The following is a 24,005-nucleotide window of genomic DNA, read 5'->3' on the forward strand; positions in this document are numbered from 1 at the left end:
TCCCAGTTCCCGGGCGATGCCGCTACAGGTGCAGGCGCTCCTGCGAAGTCAGCCGTCGGCCCTTTACGTCATGTTTGATTCTGCCGTCTTCCAGCACCCAGAGCCGCGTCGCATAACGTTCCGCGAGCTCCAGGGGGATGACGGTAATGACGATCAATCCCGTCTCTTTGCACAACCGGCGCAGCGTGTCGAGCACGCCCTCTGCCGTCTTCGGATCAAGGCCCGTAACCGGCTCGTCGGCCAGTATGACCTTCGCGCCATGCACCAGTGCCCGCGCGATCGCCACGCGTTGGCGTTCGCCCCCGCTGAGGTTACCGGTCTTCAGCTTGGCTTTGTCCAGCAGGCCGAGCGCGTCCAGCTCGTCCATCGCGCCCATATAATCATCCGAGCGCACCATGCCGGTCACCATGCGCCAGAGCGGCGTCTGCGAAGACTGCCCGATCAGTACGTTCTTCAGCGCGGTGCGGTTCGGGTTAAGCTCGGCATTTTGCTCCAGATACGCCCATTCGCGGCGGATTTTTCGTTTGCCGGCGAAAGCGTTTTTCATAATATCCAATCCGTCTACCCTGAAATTTCCCCGGTCCCACGATTCCTTCAGGGCCAAACAGCGCAGCAGGGTCGACTTGCCGGTACCGCTGCCGCCAAGCAGCACGACGAACTCGCCTTCTTCCAGCTGGAAGCCGATATCCTGCAGCACAGGCAGCTTGTCCTCTCCCACCGCTTTGGCCAAATGTTCGACTGTAATCATCGTCTAAGCCTCTCTTTGTCTGGTCTTATATAAATTGAATTGAAAAGTTGGGGCAATGAACCGGTCGCAGCTATGGATTGTTTCAAAGGCAATCGCTTGCGCTCCTACAGTTCCAAACATCCTTCGCGCTCCCTCAGTTGCTCCCAAGTATCAAGTTCAATCTATATAAGTTTTTTGTAGTTTACTCCGAAATCGAATTCAAATTCCATACGAGCATTCGTTCTCTTGCATACAATACTAATCTTACCTCAAATCCGCCGCTGTGGCGAGAATAATAACCCCGTCAAACCGAATAAAATATAAAAACCTCCAAGCAGCGCGAACACGCCGCCACCGAAGCCGAATTGCAGCAAAAGTCCGCCGATTCCCGGGCCGATGATGCTCCCTAAACTATAGTGGAAGGAAGAAACCACATTCGCAGCGGGCAGCAGATTGCGCGGCAAAATATCGGCGGCAAAGCTGAGGCCGAGCGAAAAAAAGGACCCGACCAGTCCGCCGGCGATCATGAGGAGGACAAACGTCGCAGCAAAATGGTTACCGGCCAGCGGCAGCAGCATAAACGCGATTCCACCCGCGGTACCGGCCATAATCAGGATATTCTTGCGTCCGTACCGATCGCTCCAGATGCCGAGCGGAAGCTGCAGCAGCAGTCCGCCGATGCCGGCAAACGGCAGCAGCACCGCAATCTGATCGGCGGTAAAGCCGATGCGCAGGCCGTAAACCGGGAAATTGCTGTTCAGGCTTGCTTCCATATACCCATAAAGCAGCGCCGGAATCAGCGCATACCAGGCAAGGCTGTAGCTGCGCCCGAAGCGGCGCGCCTGGCTTTCGCCGTGCTCGACCTTATCCGGATGCGAATCCGGCAACTTGATCCCCACCAACAGCAGGATGAGCGCGAACAAGACCGCGAGCACGATAAACGGAGCCGGCTGGCCGAACCGCAGCAGGCTGATGCCGACCGGGCCGAGGCTAAAACCCAGGCCGTAGGACATGCCGTACAACGACAGATTGCGCCCCCGGTGCTCCGCCGGGGCCATGAGCAGCACCCAGAGCTGTGCGGCGTAGTTGATGGCCGAATCGCCGATACCGATCAATAGACGCAGGAAAAACCAGATCTTTATGCCGGGAAACAGCGGAAACAGAACCAGCGTCACCAGCACCAGCGCAATGCCGGCGGCCATCAGTTTTTTAAAACCGAGCGCGCCGAGCACCCGCTCCGCAATCAGCGTCATGCCAAAGGAACCGAGATATAAAGCGGCGGCGTTCAAGCCGTTCAGCGATGAGGAAATTCCTTTTTGCTCCAGCAGAATGGATAATACCGGCAGAAGAAGCCCTTGGCTGAGGCCTGCGGCGATTATGACAGTAATCAGAATGAAATAGTGTGTACGGCTTTCGCTTGCATGCGAAAGTCCCTGCCGGTCGGACAATTTTTTTCCTCCTACATTATGTCTTTGAGAACCTTACGCCAAATGGCAAACACGGAACATTATAGTAGACAACCCTCTTCAAAACAAGAGATAATATATTGAAGCAAGGAAATCCGAAGGGGTGTAAAGCTTTCGTGAGCTATGAACTGAAAATTGACGTTTCGCCTGTTTATGAACTGCTGGACAGTTTTATGTTATATGTAACGCGAAAATGGGTCTCCAACCTGGACATCGGGCATGAGTGGGTCCGCGACCTGGACAACCGCATTCCTCCGCAGCAGGTGCTGGCGCTCCGCCAGGCGGCCGATTGGCCGTTCAGCGATTACGATGTGCTGTATGCCTGGGCTTACAGCCGCGGTCCCGCGTCCAAGGTGACGCAGTTTCTGGATGAGCTGGAGGCATGCAGTCCTAAGGACTGCTTTTTGCGCTCGACGCCGTTTTTCCCGGATATTACGCTGGACGAATGTAATCGCATCAAGAGCGGCTATGTTCCGCTGCTGCGCCTATGGTATGAGCAATATTTTCGCCATGTGGAGCATAAGATGCTGGCCCTGCTGATCGAAGACGCCGCGGAGAAAAAGATGCTCGAGAGCAAGATGGACCCCGAAGCGCTGATCGAATTCGCTTCCGGCGGCGTGGTTCTGGAGGACATTCCCGATCTGAAAACCGTCGTCCTGCTCCCTACCGTTCATAACCGTCCGCTGAATACGTACTGCTTCTACACCACGCTCATGATTATCCAGTATCCCGTGGAGGTTCCCACCGATAACGAAGAGGAGCCGCCGCTCGTGCTGCTGCGCATGACCAAAGCTCTCTCCGATCCGACGCGCTTGCGGCTGCTGCGTTATTTGGCGGATGAGCCGAAGACGTTGTGGGAGATCCAGTCCGATCTGCACCAGTCCAGCGAAATGCTGATGCATCATCTGCTCACGCTTCGCGTTGCCGGACTGCTGAGGATCCACTTAAGCGGCGAAGGCAACGAAAGGTTCAGCATCCGCACGGATGGCGCTTCGGAACTGCAGATGTTCCTGGAGTCCTATATTCGTATATAATTGAAGTATTCTTTAGAGACATAGAGAGACAGGAGTGAAAGAACATGAAATATTTGCCGCAGCAAGTGATTTTTGATCTCGACGACACCCTGGTGCACTGCAACAAGTATTTTGACCTCATCCTGGGGCAATATTTCGAGCTGATGGCTGGATGGTTCGGCGATACCGGACTGACAACCGGTGAAGTGCGCGCCAAGCAAGTGGAGATCGACGTGGAAACGGTTAACGCAAGCGGGCTGGCGAGCGACAATTTTCCGAAATCGCTGATTGCCACTTACCGCTTTTTCTGCGAAAAATACGGCCGGGCCTTCGATCCGTTCGAAGAACGCCAGCTGATGAAGCTTGGCTTGTCCGTCTACGATCAGGAGATCGAAGCCTATCCGGGTATGGTGGAGACGCTGGACGCGCTCAAGCAGGATGGGCATGACCTGTACCTCTACACCGGCGGTGACGACACGATCCAGCGGCGCAAGATCGAGCAAATGAAGCTCGACAGTTATTTCAACGAACGGATTTATATCCGGCAGCACAAAAACGTCGAAGCGCTGGAGGGCATTCTCTCCGCCCTGTCCTTCGACCGGACCCGGACCTGGATGATCGGCAACTCCCTGCGTACCGACGTGCTTCCGGCTTTAACGGCCGGCATTCACAGCATTTATCTGAAGCAGCAAAACGAGTGGCTCTATAATCTCATTGAACTGCAGCATGAACGCAAACATGCCGTAACAACCATCAATGCGTTGTATGAAGTGCTGCCGGTCATCCGGAACGCATCCAGACGTAAGCACCACGGGTGACAATCGCTTTCTCCAACTATTGACTAAGCGACAGCTAAGGACGGGAAACAAAGTCTTGGGCTGTCGCTTTTTTCGTCAATGATCCAATAAACTTTTCGAAAAATACTTAGGCGCCTCCGTAAAGCACTGCCGCTCATAAAAGCGATGGGCGTCGGTTCTTCTGGATTGGCAGTGAACCTGAATGCGGTCACATCCTCTTTTTCGGGCGGAGGCAGAAGCATAGTCCTCTAGTTTCTTACCGACTCCCTTACTGCGGATCGAAGCGTCCACAACCAGATAACTGATCGAAGCAATGTCGCCTTCTAAGCCCAGCTGCGGGATATAATGCAACGAAATACAGGCAACCACTTGTCCTGCCTCTTCATAGACCATTAATTCTTCGTTCGGGTCAGCAAGAAGCCGCTCCATTTTTGCTTTCATGAAGACTTCGGTGTCCGGGTAGCCCAGCTGGCTCAAAAGTTCGGATAACTTTTTCCCATCCTCCGGTTTGGCTTTTCTAATCATCCTTTTTGCCCCCGTTCCCTTCTAAATCCGGCTTCATCGATTACCGATTGCCCTAATCATGACAGGAGTTTAGCGGAACGGCCAGAACCACGGTGCTGCTGTTTCGAAGCTACCGTGGTCCATACTCACTAAGACGCAGCTCCTAATTTTCTAAGAATGTCCTGTTTTGTTACAAAAAGCATAGGCAGACAACATTGCGATGCTTATAATGTTCGAGTAGATTTCGATCATTGCGGGAGGTTACAAATGAACAGAAAATCCGATCCTGCACGGAGCAACAAAAGCAATAACCGCATGCTGCTGCCGATGGTGCTGGGTATCGCAGTCGTCGTGCTGCTCGGCTTGCTGCTGTATGTATGGACTGGGGCTAACTCGAAGGATGACGCCGCGCTGGAGAACTTGCCCAACTACACGGATGTCAAAGGCACGATTGTCGTTGACGGCCTGAAGTACGAGAAGCAGCCGCATTTGGGCGACGCCGGAGCTAAAGTGAAGGTTATTGAATTCGCCGATTTCAAATGTCCGGTATGCAAAAAATGGACCGCCACGTATATGGACACCTTCATCAAGGATTATGTCGATACCGGCAAAGCCGAATATTACTTCATGAATTTCGCCTTCATCGACCGCGATTCTTACCTGGCCGCCAGCGCCGGAGAAGCCATCTATCACCAAAGCAACGAGAAGTTCTGGGAATACGTACATAAGCTGTACGATCATCAGGGCGACGAGAGCAAGATTTGGGCTACACAGAAATTCATCCTGAATTTTGTGAAGAAAAATATCGAAGGCATCGATTACACCCAGTTTGAACAGGACCTGACCAATCATACGTACATGTACGACGTCAAAGAAGATTTCAAAATCGCCGGCGCGTACGGCGTCAACGGCACACCGAAGTTTATGGTCAACGGCGTGCTGCTGAAGGATTCCTCCTATGAAGGCCTAACTGCAGCGATTGACGCGCAGCTGGAACAATAGGAATTGCAGCATGTACAAAAAAGAAGCGTATCCGTAATGAGAAGTCATCATCGGGTACGCTTCTTTTGTAATTCAAAATTCCCGGAGAACCAATCTCCGAAGTAATTAGCGGGATTTTCTCCCTTTAAATCCGCCCATTTCGTTTAACGGCCCCGATTCCTTTGCCCGGCTATTCCACTTCCAGCCGGCCGGTACTGCGGTCGGCCAGCACCAGCTTGCCTTCTGCGGCGTCATCTCCGGGACCGCCGAGCTTCAGCTTGCCCGTTTTGCCTTTCTCGAGCAGCGCTTTAACCTGCGCGTCGGTCAAAGTGCGGCCGTGCGTCTCCTTCCAGATGACGAAGCCGCAGCCGGTTTTGTAGTTGGAGCAGCCGTAGCCTTTGCGGCCCATAAAGATCGCTCCGCCGCAGCCGGGCCGCGGGCAGGGGCCGATCACCTTCGGCCCCGCGTCCGCCTCCGGCGCGGCTGCGGATCGGCGCGCCCGCGGGGGCTTTGCCGCGGGCGTGCCTTCCGTCGCGGCTGCGCTACGCGCCGCGACGGCGGAACCGGCGGCGGCACCTGAGCCGCCGGCCTCCGCTCCGGCCGCCCGGCGCCCCGGCGCCTTCGCGGCCGTGCCCTTGCGCGCGGCGCCCGCTTCGCCGCGCGCCCCGCCCCGAGGACGCGCCTGCGGAGCGTCGCCCTCAAAAGAGGTTTTGTCCGCGCGCGACTGCACGCGGACCTTCTCCACAATCATCGTCGCGAATCGCTTGACGTTCTCCATGAACTGGAGATCGGAGGCCGTGCCGCGCGAAATTTGGTTGAGCCGGCGTTCCCACTGGCCGGTCATCTCCGGCGAGGTCAGCAGCTCCACGCCGGCGCCGCGGATCAGTTCGATGGCGGTGCGCCCCTTTTGCGTAATGACGATCTTTTTCCCCTGCATTTCGATGTATCCGACATTCTTGAGCCGTTCGATCGTCGCCGCGCGGGTCGCCGGCGTGCCAAGTCCCGATTCCTTCATCGCATCGCGCAGCTCTTCGTCTTCGATCTGTTTGCCTGCGCTTTCCATCGCCTTGAGCAAAGTCCCTTCCGTGTAGGCCTTCGGCGGCTGCGTGTCCTTCTCCTTCACTTCTGCGTCGCGGCAGGTCACGCCTTCGGTGCGGCTCAGCGAAAACGGTTCATTGACCTCGATTTCTTCTTCCTCTTCGTCCTCTTTGCCTTTACCCTTCGCGGCCTTTGCCTTGTCCTTTTTCGAGTTCTGGTCGGCGTAAATGACCTTCCAACCCAGGCTGAGCAGCTCTTTGACCGATGTTTTGAAGGTTTCGCCCAACACCTCGGTCAGAACGGTATGGACTTTGTATTCCGCCGCCGGATAGAACTGCGACAGAAAACGCCGGACGATCATATCATACAGCTTGGCTTCGTCCGGACTCAGCCCGCTGGCCTTGCGCGGCGTCGGCAGAATCGCGTGGTGATCCTCGACTTTTGCGGGATTGCACACATATTTATTGCCGGTATGCACGAGATTTCGGCTGGCGCCCTGTACCCATTCGTCGTAGTTCCCGCCTTGCAGCGAGGAAAGCGTCTTGTGCATCTCCGGAATATTCTGCTCGGTGACATAGTTCGAATTGGTACGCGGATACGAAATCACTTTATGCTTTTCATAGAGCGCTTGGGCAAGATCCAGCGTTTTTTTGGCCGAAAACGAATATTTGCCGTTCGCTTCCCGCTGCAGCAGCGTCAGGTCATACAGCTTGTTCGGAAACTCCCGCGTATCCTTCACCTCGTAGGATGCAATCCGACCGGGCTGGCCCTTCACCTTGGCGGCAATGGCTTCCGCTTTGTCCCGCTCCGTCAGGCGGTCTCCCTGCCAGAGCCCTTTGTACGCCGTATCTCCCTGCGCAAACTGGCCTTCTACCTCAAAATATTTCAGCGAATCAAACGACTCGATCGTTTTTTGCCGGTCATAAATGAGCGCCAGCACCGGCGTCTGTACCCGTCCCACCGACAGCAGCACCTGATGTTTGGTCGTAAACGCCCGCGAACCGTTCATGCCGATCAGCCAATCCGCTTCGCTGCGCGCTTTTGCCGCCTTGGTCAGATTCTCGTATTCCGAACCGTCCTTCAGCTCCTGAAAGCCTTTGCGGATCGTCTCCGGCGTCAGGTCCGAAATCCACAGCCGTTTCACCGGCTGGCTCAGCTTCAAATGCCGCTGGATCAATGAAAAAATATGCTGTCCTTCCCGCCCGGCGTCGCACGAGTTGACGAGCAGATCGCAGCGTTTGGCCAGCTCGCCGATCACTTTAAGCTGATCCACCGTCCGCGGATTCGGCACCAGCTTGAAATGCTCGGGAATGATCGGGAGATCGCCGATGTTCCACTTTTTGTATTTTGGATCATAGGCGTCCGGTTCGGCCAGACCGATCAAATGCCCGATCGCCCAGGTAATGATGTATTGCTCCCCTTCGAGATAAGAGCGGTGATTTTTAGCCTTCGGCTCAATTGCGGCCGCGATGTTGCGTCCCATATCCGGTTTTTCCGCAATGATAAGTGTCTTCAAAACAATCGCTCCTTAGCCTTCTATCGGTCTTCCAAAATGCGTCCAGTATTCTATTATACTATAAACCGCATCCGGCTCGCCAAGGACCAGAGAAGCGAAAAATGGCTTGTGCATCTCCGCACTTTTAAAGTAATTGCATCTCCAGTTCTTCCTAAGCATACAAGTTGCCATCGTTTTCTCTATCTTTCGGGTCCGTCCACTCAATGATTCGGGGACATGGACGCTGCCACTCGCTCGATAACTTCTGAGGTTTCCAGCACTTCGCGAATTCCAGTCCTCCGGTCGGTGTATTCCACCTTACCCTCGGCCGCATCTTTACCGACAACGATCATCGCCGGACAACCGATCAGCGCGGCATCCTTGAACTTGACTCCGGCGCGTTCGTCCCGGTCGTCCAGCAGCACGTCGAAACCTCGTCCTGTTAGTTCCATATAGAGCTGCTCCGCCAGTACCAACTGCTGCCCGTCTTTAACGGATACTGGCAAAAGATGCACATGATACGGAGCCAAACCCGAAGGCCAGACTACGCCATCGTCGTTCAGCCGCTGCTCCGCTACCGCCGCCAGCAAACGGGAGACGCCGATGCCGTAGCAGCCCATGATCATCGGCGTATTCACACCGGTCGCATCGAGGAACATTGCGCCAAGCTTGGCGCTATATTTGGTCCCCAGCTTGAAGACATGCCCGATTTCGATGCCCCTTTCAAAACGGATATGACCCGCTCCGCATTCCGGGCAAATCTCGCCGGCTTCAAGGTTGCGGAAATCTCCAACCTGTTCAATAGCAAAATCACGGCCTGGCACCACATGACGCAGATGGTAATCTTTGCGGCCGGCACCGGTAACGCCTTCGGCCATTGCCACTACAGCTCCATCAATCAGCATGCGCAGCTTCAAGCCTACCGGTCCGACAAAACCGTTCTCCATCCCGGCCTGCTCCTGTACGGCTTCCGGCAAAGCCAGTGCGATGTTTACCGCTCCAAGCGCATTCTTGACCTTGATCTCGTTAACCTCATGATCGCCGCGCACCAACACGGCAACATATTGCCCGTCTGCCTCGTAGACCAGCGTCTTGATGATTCCTTCGGCGCGCAGTCCGTACTCGCTTACGAGCTGAGGGATCGTTCGCGATCCCGGCGTCGAAAAGGCTTCTGCAGGCGGTAAGGCACCGTCCGCCACTGTTTTTGGCGGTACCACAGCAGCGGCCTTCTCCAGATTGGCCGCATAGGCGCATGCCGGGCAGACGGCCAGAGTGTCTTCGCCGATCGCGGAGAGCGCCATGAACTCATGGCTGCCTCCCTCGCCGCCGATTGCGCCGGCATCGGCATGCACAGGACGGAAATCCAACCCGCAGCGCTCAAAGATGCGGCAGTAGGCTTCGTACATTCGGCGGTACGATTCATCCAGCCCCTCCAGGCTGGAATCGAAAGAATAGGCATCTTTCATCAGAAACTCCCGGCCGCGCAGCAGACCCGAGCGCGGACGCCGTTCGTCGCGGAATTTCGTCTGAATCTGGTACAACATGAGCGGCAGCTTCTTGTAGGACTTAATATCGCCGCCGAGCAGCGAAGTGATGGTTTCTTCATGGGTCGGGCCCAGCACAAAGTCCCGCTCGTGGCGGTCCTGAAGCTTAATCAGCTCCTTGCCGTACACCTCATACCTGCCGGATTCTCTCCACAGCTCTGCAGGCTGCAGCGCCGGCAAAAGGAGTTCCTGTGCCCCTGCGCGCTCCATTTCCTCGCGGACGATCGTCTCGATGTTCCGCAGCACACGCCGGCCTAACGGGAGGTAGCTGTAAATTCCTGCCGCAAGCTGGCGGATGTAACCGCCCCTGAGCAGCAGCTGATGTCCCGCTGTATCGGCACCACCCGGCGCCTCCCTTAATGTTGGCAGCAGCATTTGGCTTTGACGCATAAAACCATTCCCCTCTCTAAATGACCATGCTTCGCGAAGTATCAGGCAGCAAACGCAAAAAAGGCGCATTCGTCAGGGACGAATGCGCCGTGTTACCACCCTTTTTCAACCGTCAGATCTTACCTAACAGTCCTCTGTCCGGATAACGGCCGGGACCGGCAGCATACCGGATATAATCCGTGCTGCAGCTTCCAAGGCAGGATGCTTATTCATCGCGGGCCGAAGAACCTTTCAGCCGGCGGGTTCTCTCTCTGTTCTGGCGATATCCGAATCATGCAGGTCCATGGTCAACGCTGTTGCTATATCAATCTGCTTTCCAATCTAATCGATATTTCCAGATACGTCAAGCACTGTATCCGCTTACATTCCTTTGGCTGTTCGTAAATAAATTTTTTTAAATATTGGTTTTTCATATGAAATTATTATACCGATTTACCGAATATATGAATAAGCATTTGAGAGGACGTTGTAAACTCCATTACTACAGCCTCTATGCATCCAAGGGGGAGTCATCGCATGATTACAAAAATTAAAGAAACCGTACTTAATCTCACGTCCCGATCGCTACAACGGAAGATGATGCTCATCTTTGCCGTAACGCTTGCGGTCCCTATTCTGCTGGTGAGCTATTTCTCTTACTCCAGCGCCAGCAAACAGTTGGAGAAAAGCATGCAGAATTCCACGCACGCCAGCGTTGAACTGATGGCCACGACCATTAATCAATCTATCGCTGCGGCCAAGCAGAATGTACAGCAGCTCAGTCAACAGCTGACCTCTGCGGAAGTTGACAGTCCGACTGCCGATACGCGAAAGCTCATGGATTTGTTCATGAAGGAGCATCCAGGCCTTGAGCTTTTCGTCGCCGGCAATAACAACGGAGCCTGGGTGAAGTCCCCGGATCCCGGCAAACAAGACTATGATCCCCGTACGCGGGACTGGTATAAAGCGGCCATGAGCAATGCCGGGAAGGTTACCCTTACCGACCCAACCGTCTCTCTGACCACCGGTAATTATACCTTGTTTATTTCCGAGACGCTAAAGGACGGCAAAGGCGCGATTGCGACAAGTCTGAATCTCAAGCAAATGAGCGAACGGATCAGCTCGGTTAAACTCGGCAAAGAGGGATATTACTATATCGTTGACCGTAATCATAAATTCGTAGCCCATCCGGTCAAAAAAGCCGGAGATGACGTGGCCGACTATGTAGTCAAGCTGCTCGCCGGCAAGAACGGAAATTTATCTTACGTTAATCCCGATACGGGCGCAGACATGCGCGGATATTATACGACGGATGAAGAAACCGGCTTTACGGTCGTCGGGGTAGTCAACTCGAATGAGTTTAAGGAAGCGACCATGCCCATTGTGTACACAGGACTTATTGTTCTGGGTGCCGCTTTGGTAATCGCCTTGATCCTTATGTACTTTATCGTCAGAGCCATCTCCCGCCCGATCAGCCGCTTGAACGTCTCCGCACGCCGTGTGAGCGAGGGATATCTGAACGAACATATTCAGATTAAACGCGCCGATGAAATCGGCGAGCTGGCCAAAAACTACAATCTCATGGTAGAATCGCTGCGCAATATCGTAGCCGACATTTCGGACACCTCCGGACTCTTGGCCTCTTCAAGCCAGCAGCTGACGGCCACCACGGAGGAGAACTCCAAGGCAACCGCCTATGTAGCCGAGCTGGTACAAGACTCCACGGCCGGTGCCGAGACCCAGACCGCCGCGATGGCCGAAACGTCCCGGGCGATGGAAGAGATGTCAGCCGGTATTCAAAAAATCGCCGAAGCCGCTGCTTCCATTGTGGATTCTTCGGCCGATACCGAGGCCGATGTCCACAGCGGCAGCGAGAAAATCGGTCAGGTCAGCCGTCAGATGGATGCCATCCGCGAATCGACCCATTTATCATCTGAATTGATCGAACAGCTCAACGGCTTGAATAGCCGCGTATCCGCGATGAGCAGTGCGATCTCCGATATCGCCGTTCAGACCAATCTGTTGTCCCTGAATGCAGGCATTGAAGCTGCACGGGCCGGCAAGCATGGCAGAGGCTTCGCAGTCGTGGCTTCGGAAGTACGCAAGCTGGCGGACCAATCCAAAACCACCGCCGGAAACATCCAGGATACCATTGAACAGATGACTGTACTGATTGATCAGACGTATGAAGCGATCCATAACCGGGTGTCCGCCGATGTAGATCTCGGCATCAAAGTTACCGAAGAGGCCAAAGCCGCCTTTGCGAATATCGAGCAATCGACCGCCAAAATTAATGGCCAGATTCACGATATTTCCGCCGTCACCGAAGAAATGTCGGCCGGTGCCGAAGAGGTTGCCGCTTCCGTCGTCGAAATTTCAAACATCTCCCGTTCGACCTCGGATGCGTTCCAGAGCGTAACGGCCGCGACCCAAGAGCAGCTTGCGTCGATGGAACAGATCAGCGCCTCATCCGGGGAGTTGTCTACAATGGCCGGCAACCTGCAGCAAAAGGTCGAACGCTTCAAGCTGGAGGACTAGGCATCGCGCCTAGCCTCTCCTCCAGCCGGCAGCACACATACAAAAAGCCGTCCCCCACTCCGGGGGCGGCTTTTTGTATGTTCAAATTCTAGGCTAAAACGGTGGAGCCCATCAAATATTTGTCGACCTCGCGTGCGGCTTCGCGGCCCTCGTGGATCGCCCAAACGACCAGGCTTTGGCCGCGGCGCATGTCGCCGGCAGCGAACACTTTATCCACGTTCGTGTTGTACTTGCCGTAGCGTGCCTTCACGTTGGAGCGCCGATCGGTTTCCAGGTTCATCTCCTGGATCATGTCCTGCTCCGGTCCGTCAAAACCGATGGCGATCAGCGCAAGCTGCGCCGGAAATACCTTCTCGGTGCCGGGGATCGGCTGATAGATTTTGCGTCCGGCTTCATCGACCGTCCGGTGGATTTGCACGGTATGCAGCTCTTTCAGGTTGCCGTTCTCATCGCCGACAAACTTTGTCGTCATGATCGAAAATTCGCGCGGATCGTTGCCGAACACCGCTTTGGCTTCCTGCTGCGCGTAGTCCAGCGTATATACATTTGGGAATTGCGGCCACGGGTTGTTGATCGGATCACGTTCCAGCGGCGCTTTGTCATGCGTACCGAACTGCGTAATACTGTTGCAGCCATGACGCAGCGAAGTCGCCACGCAGTCCGAACCGGTGTCGCCGCCGCCGAGGACGATGACATCCTTGCCCGCTGCAGATACGTAATTTCCATCCTCAAGGCCGGAATTCAGGTAGCTTTTTATCGTGCCGGTCAGATAGTCCATCGCATACATCACACCGTTCAGCTCGCTGCCCGGAACATTGAACTGGCGTGCTTTAGTAGCACCGCCGCACAACACGACCGCGTCGTATTCATCCACAAGCTGTTGCGTCTTGATATCCTTGCCGATCTCGGTATTCGTCACGAATTGAATGCCTTCCGCAGCCAGCAGGTCCACGCGACGCTGTACGACGCCTTTGTCGAGCTTCATAGTCGGGATGCCATAAGTCAACAGGCCGCCGATACGGTCGCTGCGTTCAAAGACCGTTACGCTGTGGCCTGCTTTATTCAGCTGGGCTGCTGCGGCAAGACCCGCCGGGCCGGAACCGACGATGGCGACCTTTTTGCCTGTACGCTTCTCCGGCGGATTCGGTACGATCCAGCCCTCCTCGAAACCTTTGTCGACGATTGCCAGCTCGATGGTCTTGATCGTGACAGGCTGTCCGATCAATCCGACGGTACATGAACCTTCGCAAGGGGCAGGACAAATACTCCCGGTAAACTCGGGGAAGTTGTTGGTCTTATGCAGCCGTTCCAGCGCTTCCCGCCAGAGTCCCCGGTAAACCAGGTTGTTCCATTCCGGAATCAGATTGTGCAGCGGACAACCGGAGGTTCCGCCGGTCATGTCGATTCCCGTATGGCAATAAGGGGTTCCGCAATCCATGCAGCGGGCACCCTGGGTGCGCAGCTCATCCTCGGAAAGATGGAGGTGGAACTCTTCCCAATCTTTAACGCGTTGTTCAGGCTCCCGGTCGCTTGGGAGCTGGCGTTTATATTCCATGAATCCTGTAGGTGTAGACATCGATACGATTCCCCCATCCGTTCTCTTCTCTTGATGTTGCGCTATTTTTAAGTTTAGCATTTCTAATTTTAATTATAGTAGCATTCCGCACTTTTGCACAGTAATGGATTAATTTGCTGATTGTTTGTACTATTTCACATGTCGTGTCAGGGAAAACGCTTCATTTTTAGTGCGAACGTTCATACACGTGGAATCGGTAATCATACGGATTTTTTTCGTCGCGTTCGCCAGCAATATTGGAAACTTCTACCCACCGGCGCCAATCCACGTCCGGAAAAACCGCATCTCCGTCCACTATCGCCGCGATCCGCGTCACCAGCAACTTATCGGCGTAAGGCAGCAACATTTTGTAGATTTCCGCACCTCCGATGACCATCAGCTCATCTCCCTTGCGGCCTTCTGCCAACGCTTCCTCCAGGGTATGCACGACCTCGGCCCCTTCCGGCGCAAAGCCGGGGTCACGGGTAATGACAATGCTCGTTCTGCCCTTCAGCGGCTTGCCGCCGAGCGAATCCCAGGTTTTGCGGCCCATGAGCATCCGTTTACCCAAAGTCTGTGCTTTAAAATACGCGAAATCCTTCGGCAGATGCCAGGGTAACTCGTTGTTTTTTCCGATCACGCCGTTCTCCGCCATTGCCCAGATCAAAGTAATGCTCATATCGCAATCGGGGCCTTGATGGTCGGATGATATTCATAGTTTAAGAATTCAAAGTCTTCATACTTGTAGTCGAAAATGCTGTCCGGCTTCCGCAGAATCTTCAGCGTCGGCAGCGGGAAGGGCTCGCGCGCCAGCTGCGTCGCTACTTGCTCCAGATGGTTGCTGTAAATGTGCACGTCTCCGCCGGACCAGATAAACTCTCCGACCTCAAGACCTGTCTGCTGGGCGACCATATGGGTCAGCAGCGCATAACTGGCAATGTTAAACGGCAAACCGAGAAACGTATCCACGGAGCGCATCGTCAGCATGCAGCTCAGCTTGCCTTTCGCCACATAAAACTGGAACACGAAGTGGCATGGCGGCAGCTTCATTTCTTCGATCTCACCTACGTTCCAAGCGCTGACGATATGCCGGCGCGAATCGGGATTGTGTTTAATAGATTCGATCACCGCAGCGATCTGATCGATATGCCGGCCGTCTTTGGTCTCCCAATTCCGCCACTGCGAGCCGTACACCGGACCCAAATTGCCGTTCTCGTCGGCCCATTCATCCCATATGGACACACCATGCTCTTTAAGATAAGAGATGTTCGTCTCTCCGCTCAAAAACCACAGCAGCTCGTGAATCACCGACTTCAAATGCATACGTTTCGTCGTGACCAGCGGGAAGCCTTTCGCCAGATCAAACCGCAGCTGCCGGCCGAATACGGAAATCGTTCCTGTTCCCGTCCGATCGCTCCGCTCCGTCCCGTGATCCAGTATATCTTGCAGTAAATCCAGATAATTACGCAACGTGTATCGCCCCTCTGTCCTTTATCTTTTTACAGTTTACCATGATCGTTCCGGTTCGTGTACCCAATTCCGTACTGCATAAAAGATACATATATGAAAAGCGGCATGCCGCCGGAATTCCGGAAGACATGCCGCTATATACCGATGCTTTTGAATGATTATTTAACGACGTGGATCGGATGACCTTCCACGAGTTCAGCCGCTTCCATGACGATTTCGCCAAGGGTTGGATGCGCGTGGATGGTGAGCGCGATGTCTTCAAGCGTAGCGCCCATTTCGATAGCCAGACCCAGCTCGGCAATCAGGTTGGAAGCTTCCAGACCGACGATTTGCGCGCCAAGCACCAAGTTGTTGTCCGCGTTGGCTACAATCTTGATGAAGCCGTCCGGTGCGTTCAGGGATACGGCGCGGCCATTGCCCGCGAACGGGAATTTGCCGGCTTTAACTTTAAGGCCTTTGTCTTTCGCTTCTTTTTCGGTCAAGCCGACACTGGAGCATTCCGGATCCGTGAACACTACAGCCGGGATGACTTTGTAATCCACGACGGATTTGTGGCCGGAAATGGCTTCGGCAGCAATTTTTCCTTCGTAGGAAGCTTTGTGTGCCAGCGCCAGACCCGGTACGATGTCGCCGATCGCATAGATGTTCGGAATGTTGGTCCGGCCTTGATGGTCGACCTTGATCAGTCCGCGTTCATCCAGCTCGATGCCGATCAGATCGAGGCCGAGTTCTCCGTCCGTATTCGGACGGCGGCCCACCGTAACGAGCAGGTAATCCGCAGTAACTTCCTTGGACTCGCCGCCCACGGAGTATTTTACGGTTACGTCTTTATCGGTTTGCACGGCACTTTCAGCTTTCGCGCCGGTAACGATTTCGATGCCGGTCTTCGCCATGTTTTTGGCAACAAGACGGGTCATATCCTTGTCGAAGCCAGGAAGCACGGTGTCCATGCCTTCAATGATCGTAACCTTGGTGCCGAATTTGGAGTACATTTGTCCGAGCTCGGCGCCGATGTAGCCGCCGCCGATAACGATCATGCTTTTCGGAATCTCCGGCAGGTCAAGCGCTTCGGTCGAGGACAGAATGCGTCCGCCGAACGGGAACGGCTTCAGCTCAATCGGACGGGATCCGGTCGCGATGATGCAGTTATTGAATTTGTAGCGCGGGGATTCATGCTCGTTGAACAAACGGGCTTCGTTTGCATTGATGAACATCGCTTCGCCGCTGAATACTTCGATTTTGTTGCCCTTCATCAGACTGGTTACGCCGGTCGTCATCCGTTTAACGACGCCGTTTTTGAACTCCTGGGTTTTGGCCCAGTCGACTTTAACGCCTTCGGTGCTGATGCCGAATACTTCGCCGTGCTGTGCTGCCTCATATTGATGAGCTGCAGAGATCAGGGCTTTGGATGGGATACAGCCGCGGTTCAGGCACACGCCGCCGAGTTCGGATTTATCGACAATAAGGACTTTTTGACCGAGCTGGGCGGCACGAATTGCCGCCACATACCCGCCGGGACCTGCCCCGATAACTAATGTGTCAATTTCGATTGAAGCGTCTCCGACTACCATTAATTACACCTCCATTACCAACATATCAGGATTTGCAAGCAGGGACTTGATGTAGTTCATAAAGTTTTGTGCTGTTGCGCCATCGATGATCCGGTGGTCGAAGCTCAGGGAGAGCGCCATAACCGGAGCGGATACGATTTCGCCGTTCTTGACAACCGGCTTTTCGGTGATGCGGCCGGTACCCAGAATCGCAACTTCAGGGAAGTTGATGATTGGCGTGAAGAACATACCGCCGGCGGAGCCGATGTTGCTGATGGAGATCGTGCTGCCCTTCATTTCGTTCGGAGTCAGCTTGCCGTCGCGTCCGCGCAGGGCGAGGTCGCTGATGGCACTAGCGATCATCCAGATGCTCTTACGGTCAGCATCCTTGATCACCGGAACGATCAAGCCGTTGTCGGTGTCGGTAGCAATACCGATGTTGTAGTATTTCTTGTAGACGATTTCGTTCGCTTCTTCGTCGATCATGGCGTTGAGAGCCGGGAATTGACGGGAAGCTGCAACGAGAGCCTTCACGATGAATGGCAGGTAAGTCACTTTGATGCCCTTCTTCTCGGCTACAGGTTTCATCCGTTTACGGAATTCAACCAGCTCGGTCACATCTACTTCGTCCATGATGGTAACATGCGGAGCGGTGTATGCCGATTTAACCATTGCATTGCTGATCGCTTTGCGGATGCCTTTAAACGGCACGCGTTCTTCTTCCAGCGCTGCTCCGCCGGCTGCTGCCGCAGGCGCCGCCGCTTTCGCTTTCGGTGCTTCTGCCGCAGCAGGTGCTGCTGCAGGAGTTGCCGCTGCTGCCGGTGCTGCAGCAGCAGGTGCTGCGGAACCGCCTTTCAGGAAGGCTTCGACATCTTCACGGCCGATTTTGCCGTTTTTGCCGGTGCCGTTTACCCGGGCAATGTCCACGCCGTTGTCACGGGCAAATTTGCGCACGCTTGGCGTAGCCAATACGTCGCGGTTCGGAGCTGGAGCCGCGCTAACCGCTGCAGGAGCTGCCGCAGGTGCAGCCGCTTCAGGAGCAGGTTCGGCATGTCCGCCTTCTTGCTGCGGCACTTCGCCTTCGGCTGCGATAATGGCTACCACTTCGCCGACGCGGCACACTTGACCGTCTTTGGCAAACACTTCGAGCACGGTTCCGTTAACCGGGCAAGGCACTTCTACAACCGCTTTGTCGTTTTGTACTTCCATAATGATATCGTCGTCGGTTACCTTGTCACCGGGTTTGATGTGCATTTTGATGATTTCGCCTTCGTGCAGACCTTCGCCCAGCTCAGGGAACAGATATTTGAAATTCGTGGAACCGCCTGCTGCCGATGGAGCAGCTGCTGCAGGAGACGAAGTCGTGTTCGCGCTGCCTTTGGCCGCATCCGCTTCCTGCGCGCTTTGCGCTTCGGCATGACCGCCCGCTTGCTCCGGAATATCGCCTTCCGCTTCGATGATGGCGACGACTTCGCCGACGCGGCATACTTGGCCGTCTTTCGTGAATACTTCCGTTACAGTGCCGTTTACCGGACAAGGCACTTCCACAACCGCCTTGTCATTTTGTACTTCCATAATGATATCGTCATCGGTTACCTTATCGCCGGCTTTAATATGCATTTTGATGATTTCGCCTTCATGCAGACCTTCGCCCAGCTCAGGGAACCGGTACTCAAATTTAGCCACCTTAAAAACCTCCCAAGTATATTGATTAGAATTCCAGAACTTTCTTCACGGCTGCGATCACGCGGGCAGGTGTAGGAATCCAGCTATCTTCAATTTGCGCGAATGGATAGATTGTGTCCGGACCGGCAACGCGAAGCACCGGCGCTTCCAGATGAAGAATAGCTTTTTCGTTGATTTGGGCAATAACCTCTGCCGCTACGCCGGAGCTCTTTTGCGCTTCCTGAACGACGATGGCACGGTTGGTCTTCTTGACGGATGCCACGATGGTGTCGATGTCGATCGGGCTAACCGTACGCAGGTCGATGATTTCGGCCTTGATGCCTTCCTTCTCAAGCTGGTCTGCCGCTTTGGTCGCGGTATGTACCATCAGGCCATAAGAGATAATGGTAACATCCGAACCTTCGCGTACAACGTTCGCTTTACCGAGCTCGACGGTATATTCGCCTTCCGGCACTTCGGCACGGAATGCATGATACAGATTCAAGTGTTCCATAAAGAATACCGGGTCATTGTCGCGGATCGAGGCGATCAAAAGACCTTTGGCATCATAAGGATTGGAAGGAATAACCACTTTAATTCCCGGGCTCTGAGCGATCAGGCCTTCGAGGGAATCCGTGTGCAGCTCGGCTGCTTTTACGCCGCCGCCGAACGGAGTGCGGAATACAACCGGTGCATGATATTTACCGCCGGAACGGTAGCGCAGGCGGGCGGCCTGAACCACGATCTGGTCGAGCGCTTCAAAGATAAAGCCGACGAACTGGATTTCAGCGATCGGCCGGAAGCCTTGAACGCCAAGTCCGAAAGCAAGGCCGCCGATTGCGGATTCAGCCAGCGGGGTATCGAAAATGCGGTCTTCGCCGAATTCTTTTTGCAGACCTTCCGTTACACGGAAGACGCCGCCGACGTTCCCGACGTCTTCGCCGAAGATCAGGACATTTGGATCACGATTTAATTCAACGCGCATCGCGTCGCGGATTGCTTCTTTCATATTCATTTGTGCCATTGCCTGTAATCCCCCTTATTCGAAATCGGCTTTTTGTTCTTCCAGATGTTTTGGTGTTACTTCAAACATGCTGTCGATCAAGCCAGGAATAGTCATTTTTTCGGTTTGTTCAGCCTTTTTAATCTGTTCGTTGACCGTGGCTTTCGCTTCTTCTCTTACGCGCACGGTGTCTTCTTCGGTCCAAAGGCCTTTTTTCTCCAGGTATTTGGCAAGGCGGGCAATCGGATCCTTTTCGTTCCATTGTCCTTCTTCTTCCTTCGTGCGGTATTTAGTCGCATCGTCGGAAAGGGAATGCGGACGGAAACGGTACGTTACCGCTTCGATCAGCGTTGCGCCTTCGCCTTTTCTGGCACGTTCGGCAGCTTCCTGCACGGCGGAAATAACGGCGAATACGTCCATGCCGTCAACCTTGATCCCTGGGATACCGGCAGCAACCGCTTTATGAGCGATCGATTTGGAAGCCGTTTGCTTTGCGAACGGAGTCGTAATCGCATAACCGTTGTTTTGAACAAAGAAGATAACCGGCAATTTAAAGCGTCCGGCATAGTTCAGGCCTTCGTAGAAGTCACCTTCGGAGGAACCGCCGTCGCCGGTATACGTAATGGCCACGTTGTTTTGTTTCTTCAATTTGAAGCCCATCGCAATGCCTGTGGCATGGAGGATTTGCGCGCCGATAATAATCTGCGGCATAAGTACGTTCACGCCGTCAGGAATTTGTCCACCGTGTTGATGGCCGCGGGAATACAGGAACGCCTGGTATAATGGAAGTCCGTGCCATACCAGCTGCGGAATGTCGCGGTAGCCCGGGCAAACGAAATCTTCTTTTTGCAGTGCGAATTCGCTGCCGACCATTGTCGCTTCCTGGCCGGATACCGGGGCATAGAAGCCAAGGCGTCCTTGACGTCCCAGGTTGACAGCGCGGTCGTCCCAAGTACGGGTAAATACCATGCGGTACATAATTTCTTTCAATTGATCGTCGGAAAGTGAAGGCATCTTATCCTTGTTGATCACTTCGCCGTCCGGAGAGAGCACCGAAAGGGCTTCTACGTCCTCTGTATACACTTCATAAGGAACTTTAGTCATCATCTTCACCTCAATAAAAAGTTTGAATATCAGTGGCCTCTGTTATAGAATTATTATACACCTGTTGTATCGTTTTCGTCAAAGAAAAGCGCATAAAATTTATGAATTCATAAATTTTGTATGTATAACAGGTGATCTGATATAATGTAACAGAGTCTTGATATTTGATCATGGAAATGATATTTAGCACAATCCACCATAAAGTGTTTCCGCGCAGAAATGCCGGAAGCGCTCCAAAAACAAACACGAAAGGTGACGAATCCGCGATGAACGAACCTGTTTTTCTGAAACGAACGATTGTCAAAAAAACGCTCTGGAGCTCTTATCTGAACGAAGAGCGCCGGCTGCGCATCTACCTCCCGCCCGGTTATAATGAAGCGATGAGCTACCCCGTCGTCTATTGCCAGGACGGAGAAGAATTTTTCAATTTCGGACGCATCGCCACAATTGCCGGCCAGCTGCAACAAGAAAACCAAGTAACGCCTTTCATTATTGTAGGGGTCGAGGTTAATGTCCCGGTCCGTACCGAGGAATACGCTCCGTTCGGCAGCCGGTTCATAGCCTATCTCTCTTGCTTTGCCGAAGAGATTATTCCCTTTATCGAACACAATTATGCCGTAAGCCGCGTTCCCGAAGGCCGTATCGTCGCCGGCGATTCCCTTGGCGGCAGCGTCTCTCTGCACCTGGCCCTAGCGTATCCAGGCATCTTCACCCGCGTGCTCAGTCTCTCAGGAGCCTACTATCCGCAATCCCGGGAGCTAATCGCCGCCGAAGACGATTTGTCCTGGCTTCAGATCAACATGGTCGTCGGCCTGCAAGAGACGGAGTTTCAGACCGATACAGGGATTTATGACTTTGTCCAAATGAACCGCGAAACAAAGAAATTGCTCGAAGACCGCGGGGCCACAGTCGATTACCGTGAAAAAGACGGACGCCATCTCTGGGGATTTTGGCAAAAAGAGCTCCCTGAATCATTACTCTATTTTTTGAACCATTAAACAGCCTTTATTGAATAAATCGTGAACAAGCGGAAAACTTATGTAAGGTCTTGCCTCTGGTCGCGCTTTCAAATATAACGGTTACAGGTACCGCATCTGACCTCATCCCGCGGTATGTTCGGCAACGATATGCTCCAGCAGCTGTTCGCAGCCGGCGTCAATCAGCTCGTACACCTGTTCGAAATTGCCCGTATAATACGGGTCCGGTACTTCACGCAGCTCATGCTCCGGCAGGAAATCCATGAAATACAGCAGTTTGGCCTGCTCACCGCCCGGAACTTTGCGGACGTGAACGCCGTTGGACGGGTCCATGCATATAATGTAGTCAAATGTTCTGAAGTCTTCGCTGTTCACCGTACGGGCCTTCATGTTGGCATAGCTGATGCCGTAACGGTCCAGCATTCGTCGGGTCCCTTCATGCGGCGGATGCCCGGTATGCCAGCTCCCCGTTCCCGCAGAGTCGACGCTGATATCTACCGGCAGCCGGCGCTGGGCGACTTTGTGGCGCAGAACCGCTTCCGCCATCGGCGACCGGCAGATGTTGCCCAGGCACACGAATAGAACGTTTACGCTAATGACCCTCACCTTCCCTTCGTCCTGTGATCATAATCGCGTTTCTTTCTGATAGGAAAGTAACGCTTTCTTTATTTTAACGCGGCTGTCACCAATTGTACAACTTTATGATCTGCTTTATACTGGGCAGGGTAAGGTTGCAGCCGATTGCATAAGGAGGAACGATGATGCCGCACAAACGTGTTGTGATTGTTGCCGGCGGTACGATGACCGCAGAACTGCTCAATCTATTAGATGAAGAAGATTATATTATCGGTGCGGATCGTGGCGCGCTATTTCTAGTATCCCACGGGATAACCCCCGATCTTTCGGTAGGGGATTTCGATTCCGTGTCGCCGGAGGAATATGAAGCTATTCAAAAAGGAAGTAAGGAAATCATGAGCTGTGATCCGATCAACAAGGATTTGACCGACAGCGAATTGGCGCTTGATCTGGCGCTCGGACTTCAGCCGGAGAGTATTCTGATGACAGGAGTTACCGGCTCCCGCCTGGATCAGACGCTGGCTGCCATCCAGATGATGACCCGGGCGCAGCAACGCCAGGTCAACTGTACGATCGTCGACGCGCATAACTACATTACGCTGACCGGCTCACAGGCCGTCGTGGAGGATCGGGGCTATACGTACGTGTCCCTGCTCCCTCTGACGCCGGAAGTAACGGGCATTACGCTGGAGGGCTTTCAGTATCCGCTGGACAATGCCACGTTGAAGCTGGGACAATCGCTTGCCGTGAGCAACCGTCTGCTTGGCGCAACGGGGACGGTGGCCATTGAAAGCGGGCTGCTGCTGATCCTTCAGAGTAAGGATTGATACATAGAAAGAGACATCGCTGTAACCTTTTTGATTCAAAACGAAAAAACCAGGATTCCCTTGCTGCTCTAAGGGTTTCCTGGTTTTTTTACGCTTAAGCAGAGCTTAAATATTAATTTTTTGTAACTTTTAATGATCTTTTAATAAAACGCTTCCACCCCGCTCCCCGCTTGACTTTAAGCCCTCTCTGGAAACAATTAGGTTACCATTTACCTGCTATACTACGAATCAGAGATCGAAACTGATAGATAGATTCAAAACTGGGAGGTATTTACATCATGAAAAAACATCAATGGTTCAAGCAAGCAATTATCGTGAGCATGTGCACGACAATCGGCCTTGGAGGCCTGATGGCGACTGAAGTCGGCACCAAACCGGTGGCTGCAGCATCCGTATCTTCAACCGGTCAATCGATCATTACACTTGGGAAAAAATTCTTGGGTACACCCTATAGATTCGGGGCTTCCAATACGACGACCCGTTATTTCGACTGCTCTTCCTTTACTCAATATATTTTCAAGAAATACGGCGTTAATCTGCCACGTACATCCGTTGCCCAATCCAAAGTAGGTAAGGCGGTGTCGAAAGCCAACCTTAGAGTCGGCGATCTCGTATTCTTCTCCAGCGGCAGCAGAGCCAACGGCCATAACGTTACCCACGTCGCGGTATATGCCGGCAACGGTAAAATCCTTCATACCTACGGTTCTCCGGGCGTGACAATCTCCAATCTGAACGCAGGCAACTGGAAAAAGACGTACCTGAAGGCACGTCGCGTCCTGTAAACGTTCAAAGTGAACACACCTGAC

20 protein-coding genes are annotated in these 24,005 nt (G+C 53.7%); 7 read left to right on the forward strand and 13 right to left on the reverse strand.

Annotated elements, in window-relative coordinates:
* Nucleotides 1-22: 22 nt before the first annotated feature.
* Together BMW84_RS05635 and BMW84_RS05640 are read right to left on the reverse strand one after the other, a co-directional pair.
* Nucleotides 23-748 carry a phosphonate ABC transporter ATP-binding protein gene (locus BMW84_RS05635; RefSeq protein WP_091065360.1) on the reverse strand — a complete coding sequence of 242 codons (726 nt, stop codon included), beginning with the start codon at nt 746-748 and terminating at the stop codon, nt 23-25.
* A 248-nt stretch (nt 749-996) separates the two neighbouring features.
* Entirely contained in the window at nt 997-2,175 is a 1,179-nt protein-coding gene (locus tag BMW84_RS05640; protein ID WP_091065362.1) for an MFS transporter, read from the reverse strand.
* 134 nt (nt 2,176-2,309) lie between these two features.
* Between BMW84_RS05640 and BMW84_RS05645 the strand changes: the two genes are divergently transcribed.
* Nucleotides 2,310-3,227 (forward strand): ArsR/SmtB family transcription factor, encoded by a 918-nt coding sequence (locus BMW84_RS05645; protein WP_091068104.1) that lies wholly within the window; start codon nt 2,310-2,312, stop codon nt 3,225-3,227.
* 44 nt (nt 3,228-3,271) lie between these two features.
* Complete coding sequence (locus BMW84_RS05650; protein ID WP_091065364.1) at nt 3,272-4,024, forward strand: HAD family hydrolase; 753 nt, start codon at nt 3,272-3,274, stop codon at nt 4,022-4,024.
* Between the two features lie 75 nt (nt 4,025-4,099).
* Here BMW84_RS05650 and BMW84_RS05655 read toward each other — a convergent pair whose 3' ends face one another.
* Nucleotides 4,100-4,528, reverse strand: a complete 429-nt coding sequence (locus tag BMW84_RS05655; RefSeq protein WP_091065367.1) for a GNAT family N-acetyltransferase — start codon at nt 4,526-4,528, stop codon at nt 4,100-4,102.
* Between the two features lie 246 nt (nt 4,529-4,774).
* Here BMW84_RS05655 and BMW84_RS05660 point away from each other — a divergent pair, with 246 nt between their 5' ends.
* Nucleotides 4,775-5,509, forward strand: a complete 735-nt coding sequence (locus tag BMW84_RS05660) for a DsbA family protein (RefSeq protein WP_091065370.1) — start codon at nt 4,775-4,777, stop codon at nt 5,507-5,509.
* 169 nt (nt 5,510-5,678) lie between these two features.
* Here BMW84_RS05660 and BMW84_RS05665 read toward each other — a convergent pair whose 3' ends face one another.
* Together BMW84_RS05665 and BMW84_RS05670 are read right to left on the reverse strand one after the other, a co-directional pair.
* Nucleotides 5,679-8,042: a type IA DNA topoisomerase gene (locus BMW84_RS05665; protein WP_091065372.1), complete on the reverse strand. Its 2,364-nt coding sequence runs from the start codon at nt 8,040-8,042 to the stop codon at nt 5,679-5,681.
* Between the two features lie 200 nt (nt 8,043-8,242).
* A complete protein-coding gene (locus BMW84_RS05670) occupies nt 8,243-9,955 on the reverse strand; it encodes a proline--tRNA ligase (RefSeq protein WP_091065374.1) in 1,713 nt (570 codons plus the stop codon).
* A 516-nt stretch (nt 9,956-10,471) separates the two neighbouring features.
* Between BMW84_RS05670 and BMW84_RS05675 the strand changes: the two genes are divergently transcribed.
* Complete coding sequence (locus BMW84_RS05675; RefSeq protein WP_091065376.1) at nt 10,472-12,472, forward strand: methyl-accepting chemotaxis protein; 2,001 nt, start codon at nt 10,472-10,474, stop codon at nt 12,470-12,472.
* Between the two features lie 88 nt (nt 12,473-12,560).
* Here BMW84_RS05675 and BMW84_RS05680 read toward each other — a convergent pair whose 3' ends face one another.
* The 7 genes from BMW84_RS05680 to pdhA all read right to left on the reverse strand — a co-directional run bounded on the left by BMW84_RS05680 (nt 12,561) and on the right by pdhA (nt 20,819).
* Nucleotides 12,561-14,048 (reverse strand): glutamate synthase subunit beta, encoded by a 1,488-nt coding sequence (locus tag BMW84_RS05680; RefSeq protein ID WP_091065379.1) that lies wholly within the window; start codon nt 14,046-14,048, stop codon nt 12,561-12,563.
* A gap of 166 nt (nt 14,049-14,214) precedes the next feature.
* Nucleotides 14,215-14,706 carry a dihydrofolate reductase gene (locus tag BMW84_RS05685; RefSeq protein WP_091065382.1) on the reverse strand — a complete coding sequence of 164 codons (492 nt, stop codon included), beginning with the start codon at nt 14,704-14,706 and terminating at the stop codon, nt 14,215-14,217.
* Nucleotides 14,703-15,497, reverse strand: coding sequence for a thymidylate synthase (locus tag BMW84_RS05690; RefSeq protein WP_091065384.1), 795 nt, complete (start codon nt 15,495-15,497; stop codon nt 14,703-14,705). The genes BMW84_RS05685 and BMW84_RS05690 overlap by 4 nt, the downstream gene beginning before the upstream one ends.
* A gap of 158 nt (nt 15,498-15,655) precedes the next feature.
* Complete coding sequence (lpdA, locus tag BMW84_RS05695; RefSeq protein ID WP_091065387.1) at nt 15,656-17,068, reverse strand: dihydrolipoyl dehydrogenase; 1,413 nt, start codon at nt 17,066-17,068, stop codon at nt 15,656-15,658.
* Between the two features lie 3 nt (nt 17,069-17,071).
* Nucleotides 17,072-18,733, reverse strand: a complete 1,662-nt coding sequence (locus BMW84_RS05700) for a 2-oxo acid dehydrogenase subunit E2 (protein WP_091065389.1) — start codon at nt 18,731-18,733, stop codon at nt 17,072-17,074.
* Nucleotides 18,734-18,758: 25 nt separating this feature from the next.
* Nucleotides 18,759-19,736, reverse strand: coding sequence for an alpha-ketoacid dehydrogenase subunit beta (locus BMW84_RS05705; RefSeq protein ID WP_091065392.1), 978 nt, complete (start codon nt 19,734-19,736; stop codon nt 18,759-18,761).
* A 15-nt stretch (nt 19,737-19,751) separates the two neighbouring features.
* Nucleotides 19,752-20,819, reverse strand: a complete 1,068-nt coding sequence (gene pdhA / locus BMW84_RS05710; RefSeq protein WP_091065394.1) for a pyruvate dehydrogenase (acetyl-transferring) E1 component subunit alpha — start codon at nt 20,817-20,819, stop codon at nt 19,752-19,754.
* Between the two features lie 266 nt (nt 20,820-21,085).
* Here pdhA and BMW84_RS05715 point away from each other — a divergent pair, with 266 nt between their 5' ends.
* Nucleotides 21,086-21,817, forward strand: coding sequence for an alpha/beta hydrolase (locus BMW84_RS05715; RefSeq protein ID WP_091068106.1), 732 nt, complete (start codon nt 21,086-21,088; stop codon nt 21,815-21,817).
* 102 nt (nt 21,818-21,919) lie between these two features.
* Here the strand turns inward: BMW84_RS05715 and BMW84_RS05720 are convergent, their stop codons facing one another.
* Nucleotides 21,920-22,393: a low molecular weight protein-tyrosine-phosphatase gene (locus BMW84_RS05720; RefSeq protein ID WP_091068109.1), complete on the reverse strand. Its 474-nt coding sequence runs from the start codon at nt 22,391-22,393 to the stop codon at nt 21,920-21,922.
* A gap of 164 nt (nt 22,394-22,557) precedes the next feature.
* Here BMW84_RS05720 and BMW84_RS05725 point away from each other — a divergent pair, with 164 nt between their 5' ends.
* Nucleotides 22,558-23,199 (forward strand): thiamine diphosphokinase, encoded by a 642-nt coding sequence (locus BMW84_RS05725; RefSeq protein WP_091065396.1) that lies wholly within the window; start codon nt 22,558-22,560, stop codon nt 23,197-23,199.
* A 278-nt stretch (nt 23,200-23,477) separates the two neighbouring features.
* Nucleotides 23,478-23,981 carry a C40 family peptidase gene (locus BMW84_RS05730; RefSeq protein WP_091065398.1) on the forward strand — a complete coding sequence of 168 codons (504 nt, stop codon included), beginning with the start codon at nt 23,478-23,480 and terminating at the stop codon, nt 23,979-23,981.
* Nucleotides 23,982-24,005: the final 24 nt, after the last annotated feature.

Origin of the sequence: Paenibacillus sp. NFR01 (genome assembly GCF_900111565.1) — a bacterium.
GTDB lineage: Bacteria > Bacillota > Bacilli > Paenibacillales > Paenibacillaceae > Paenibacillus_AQ.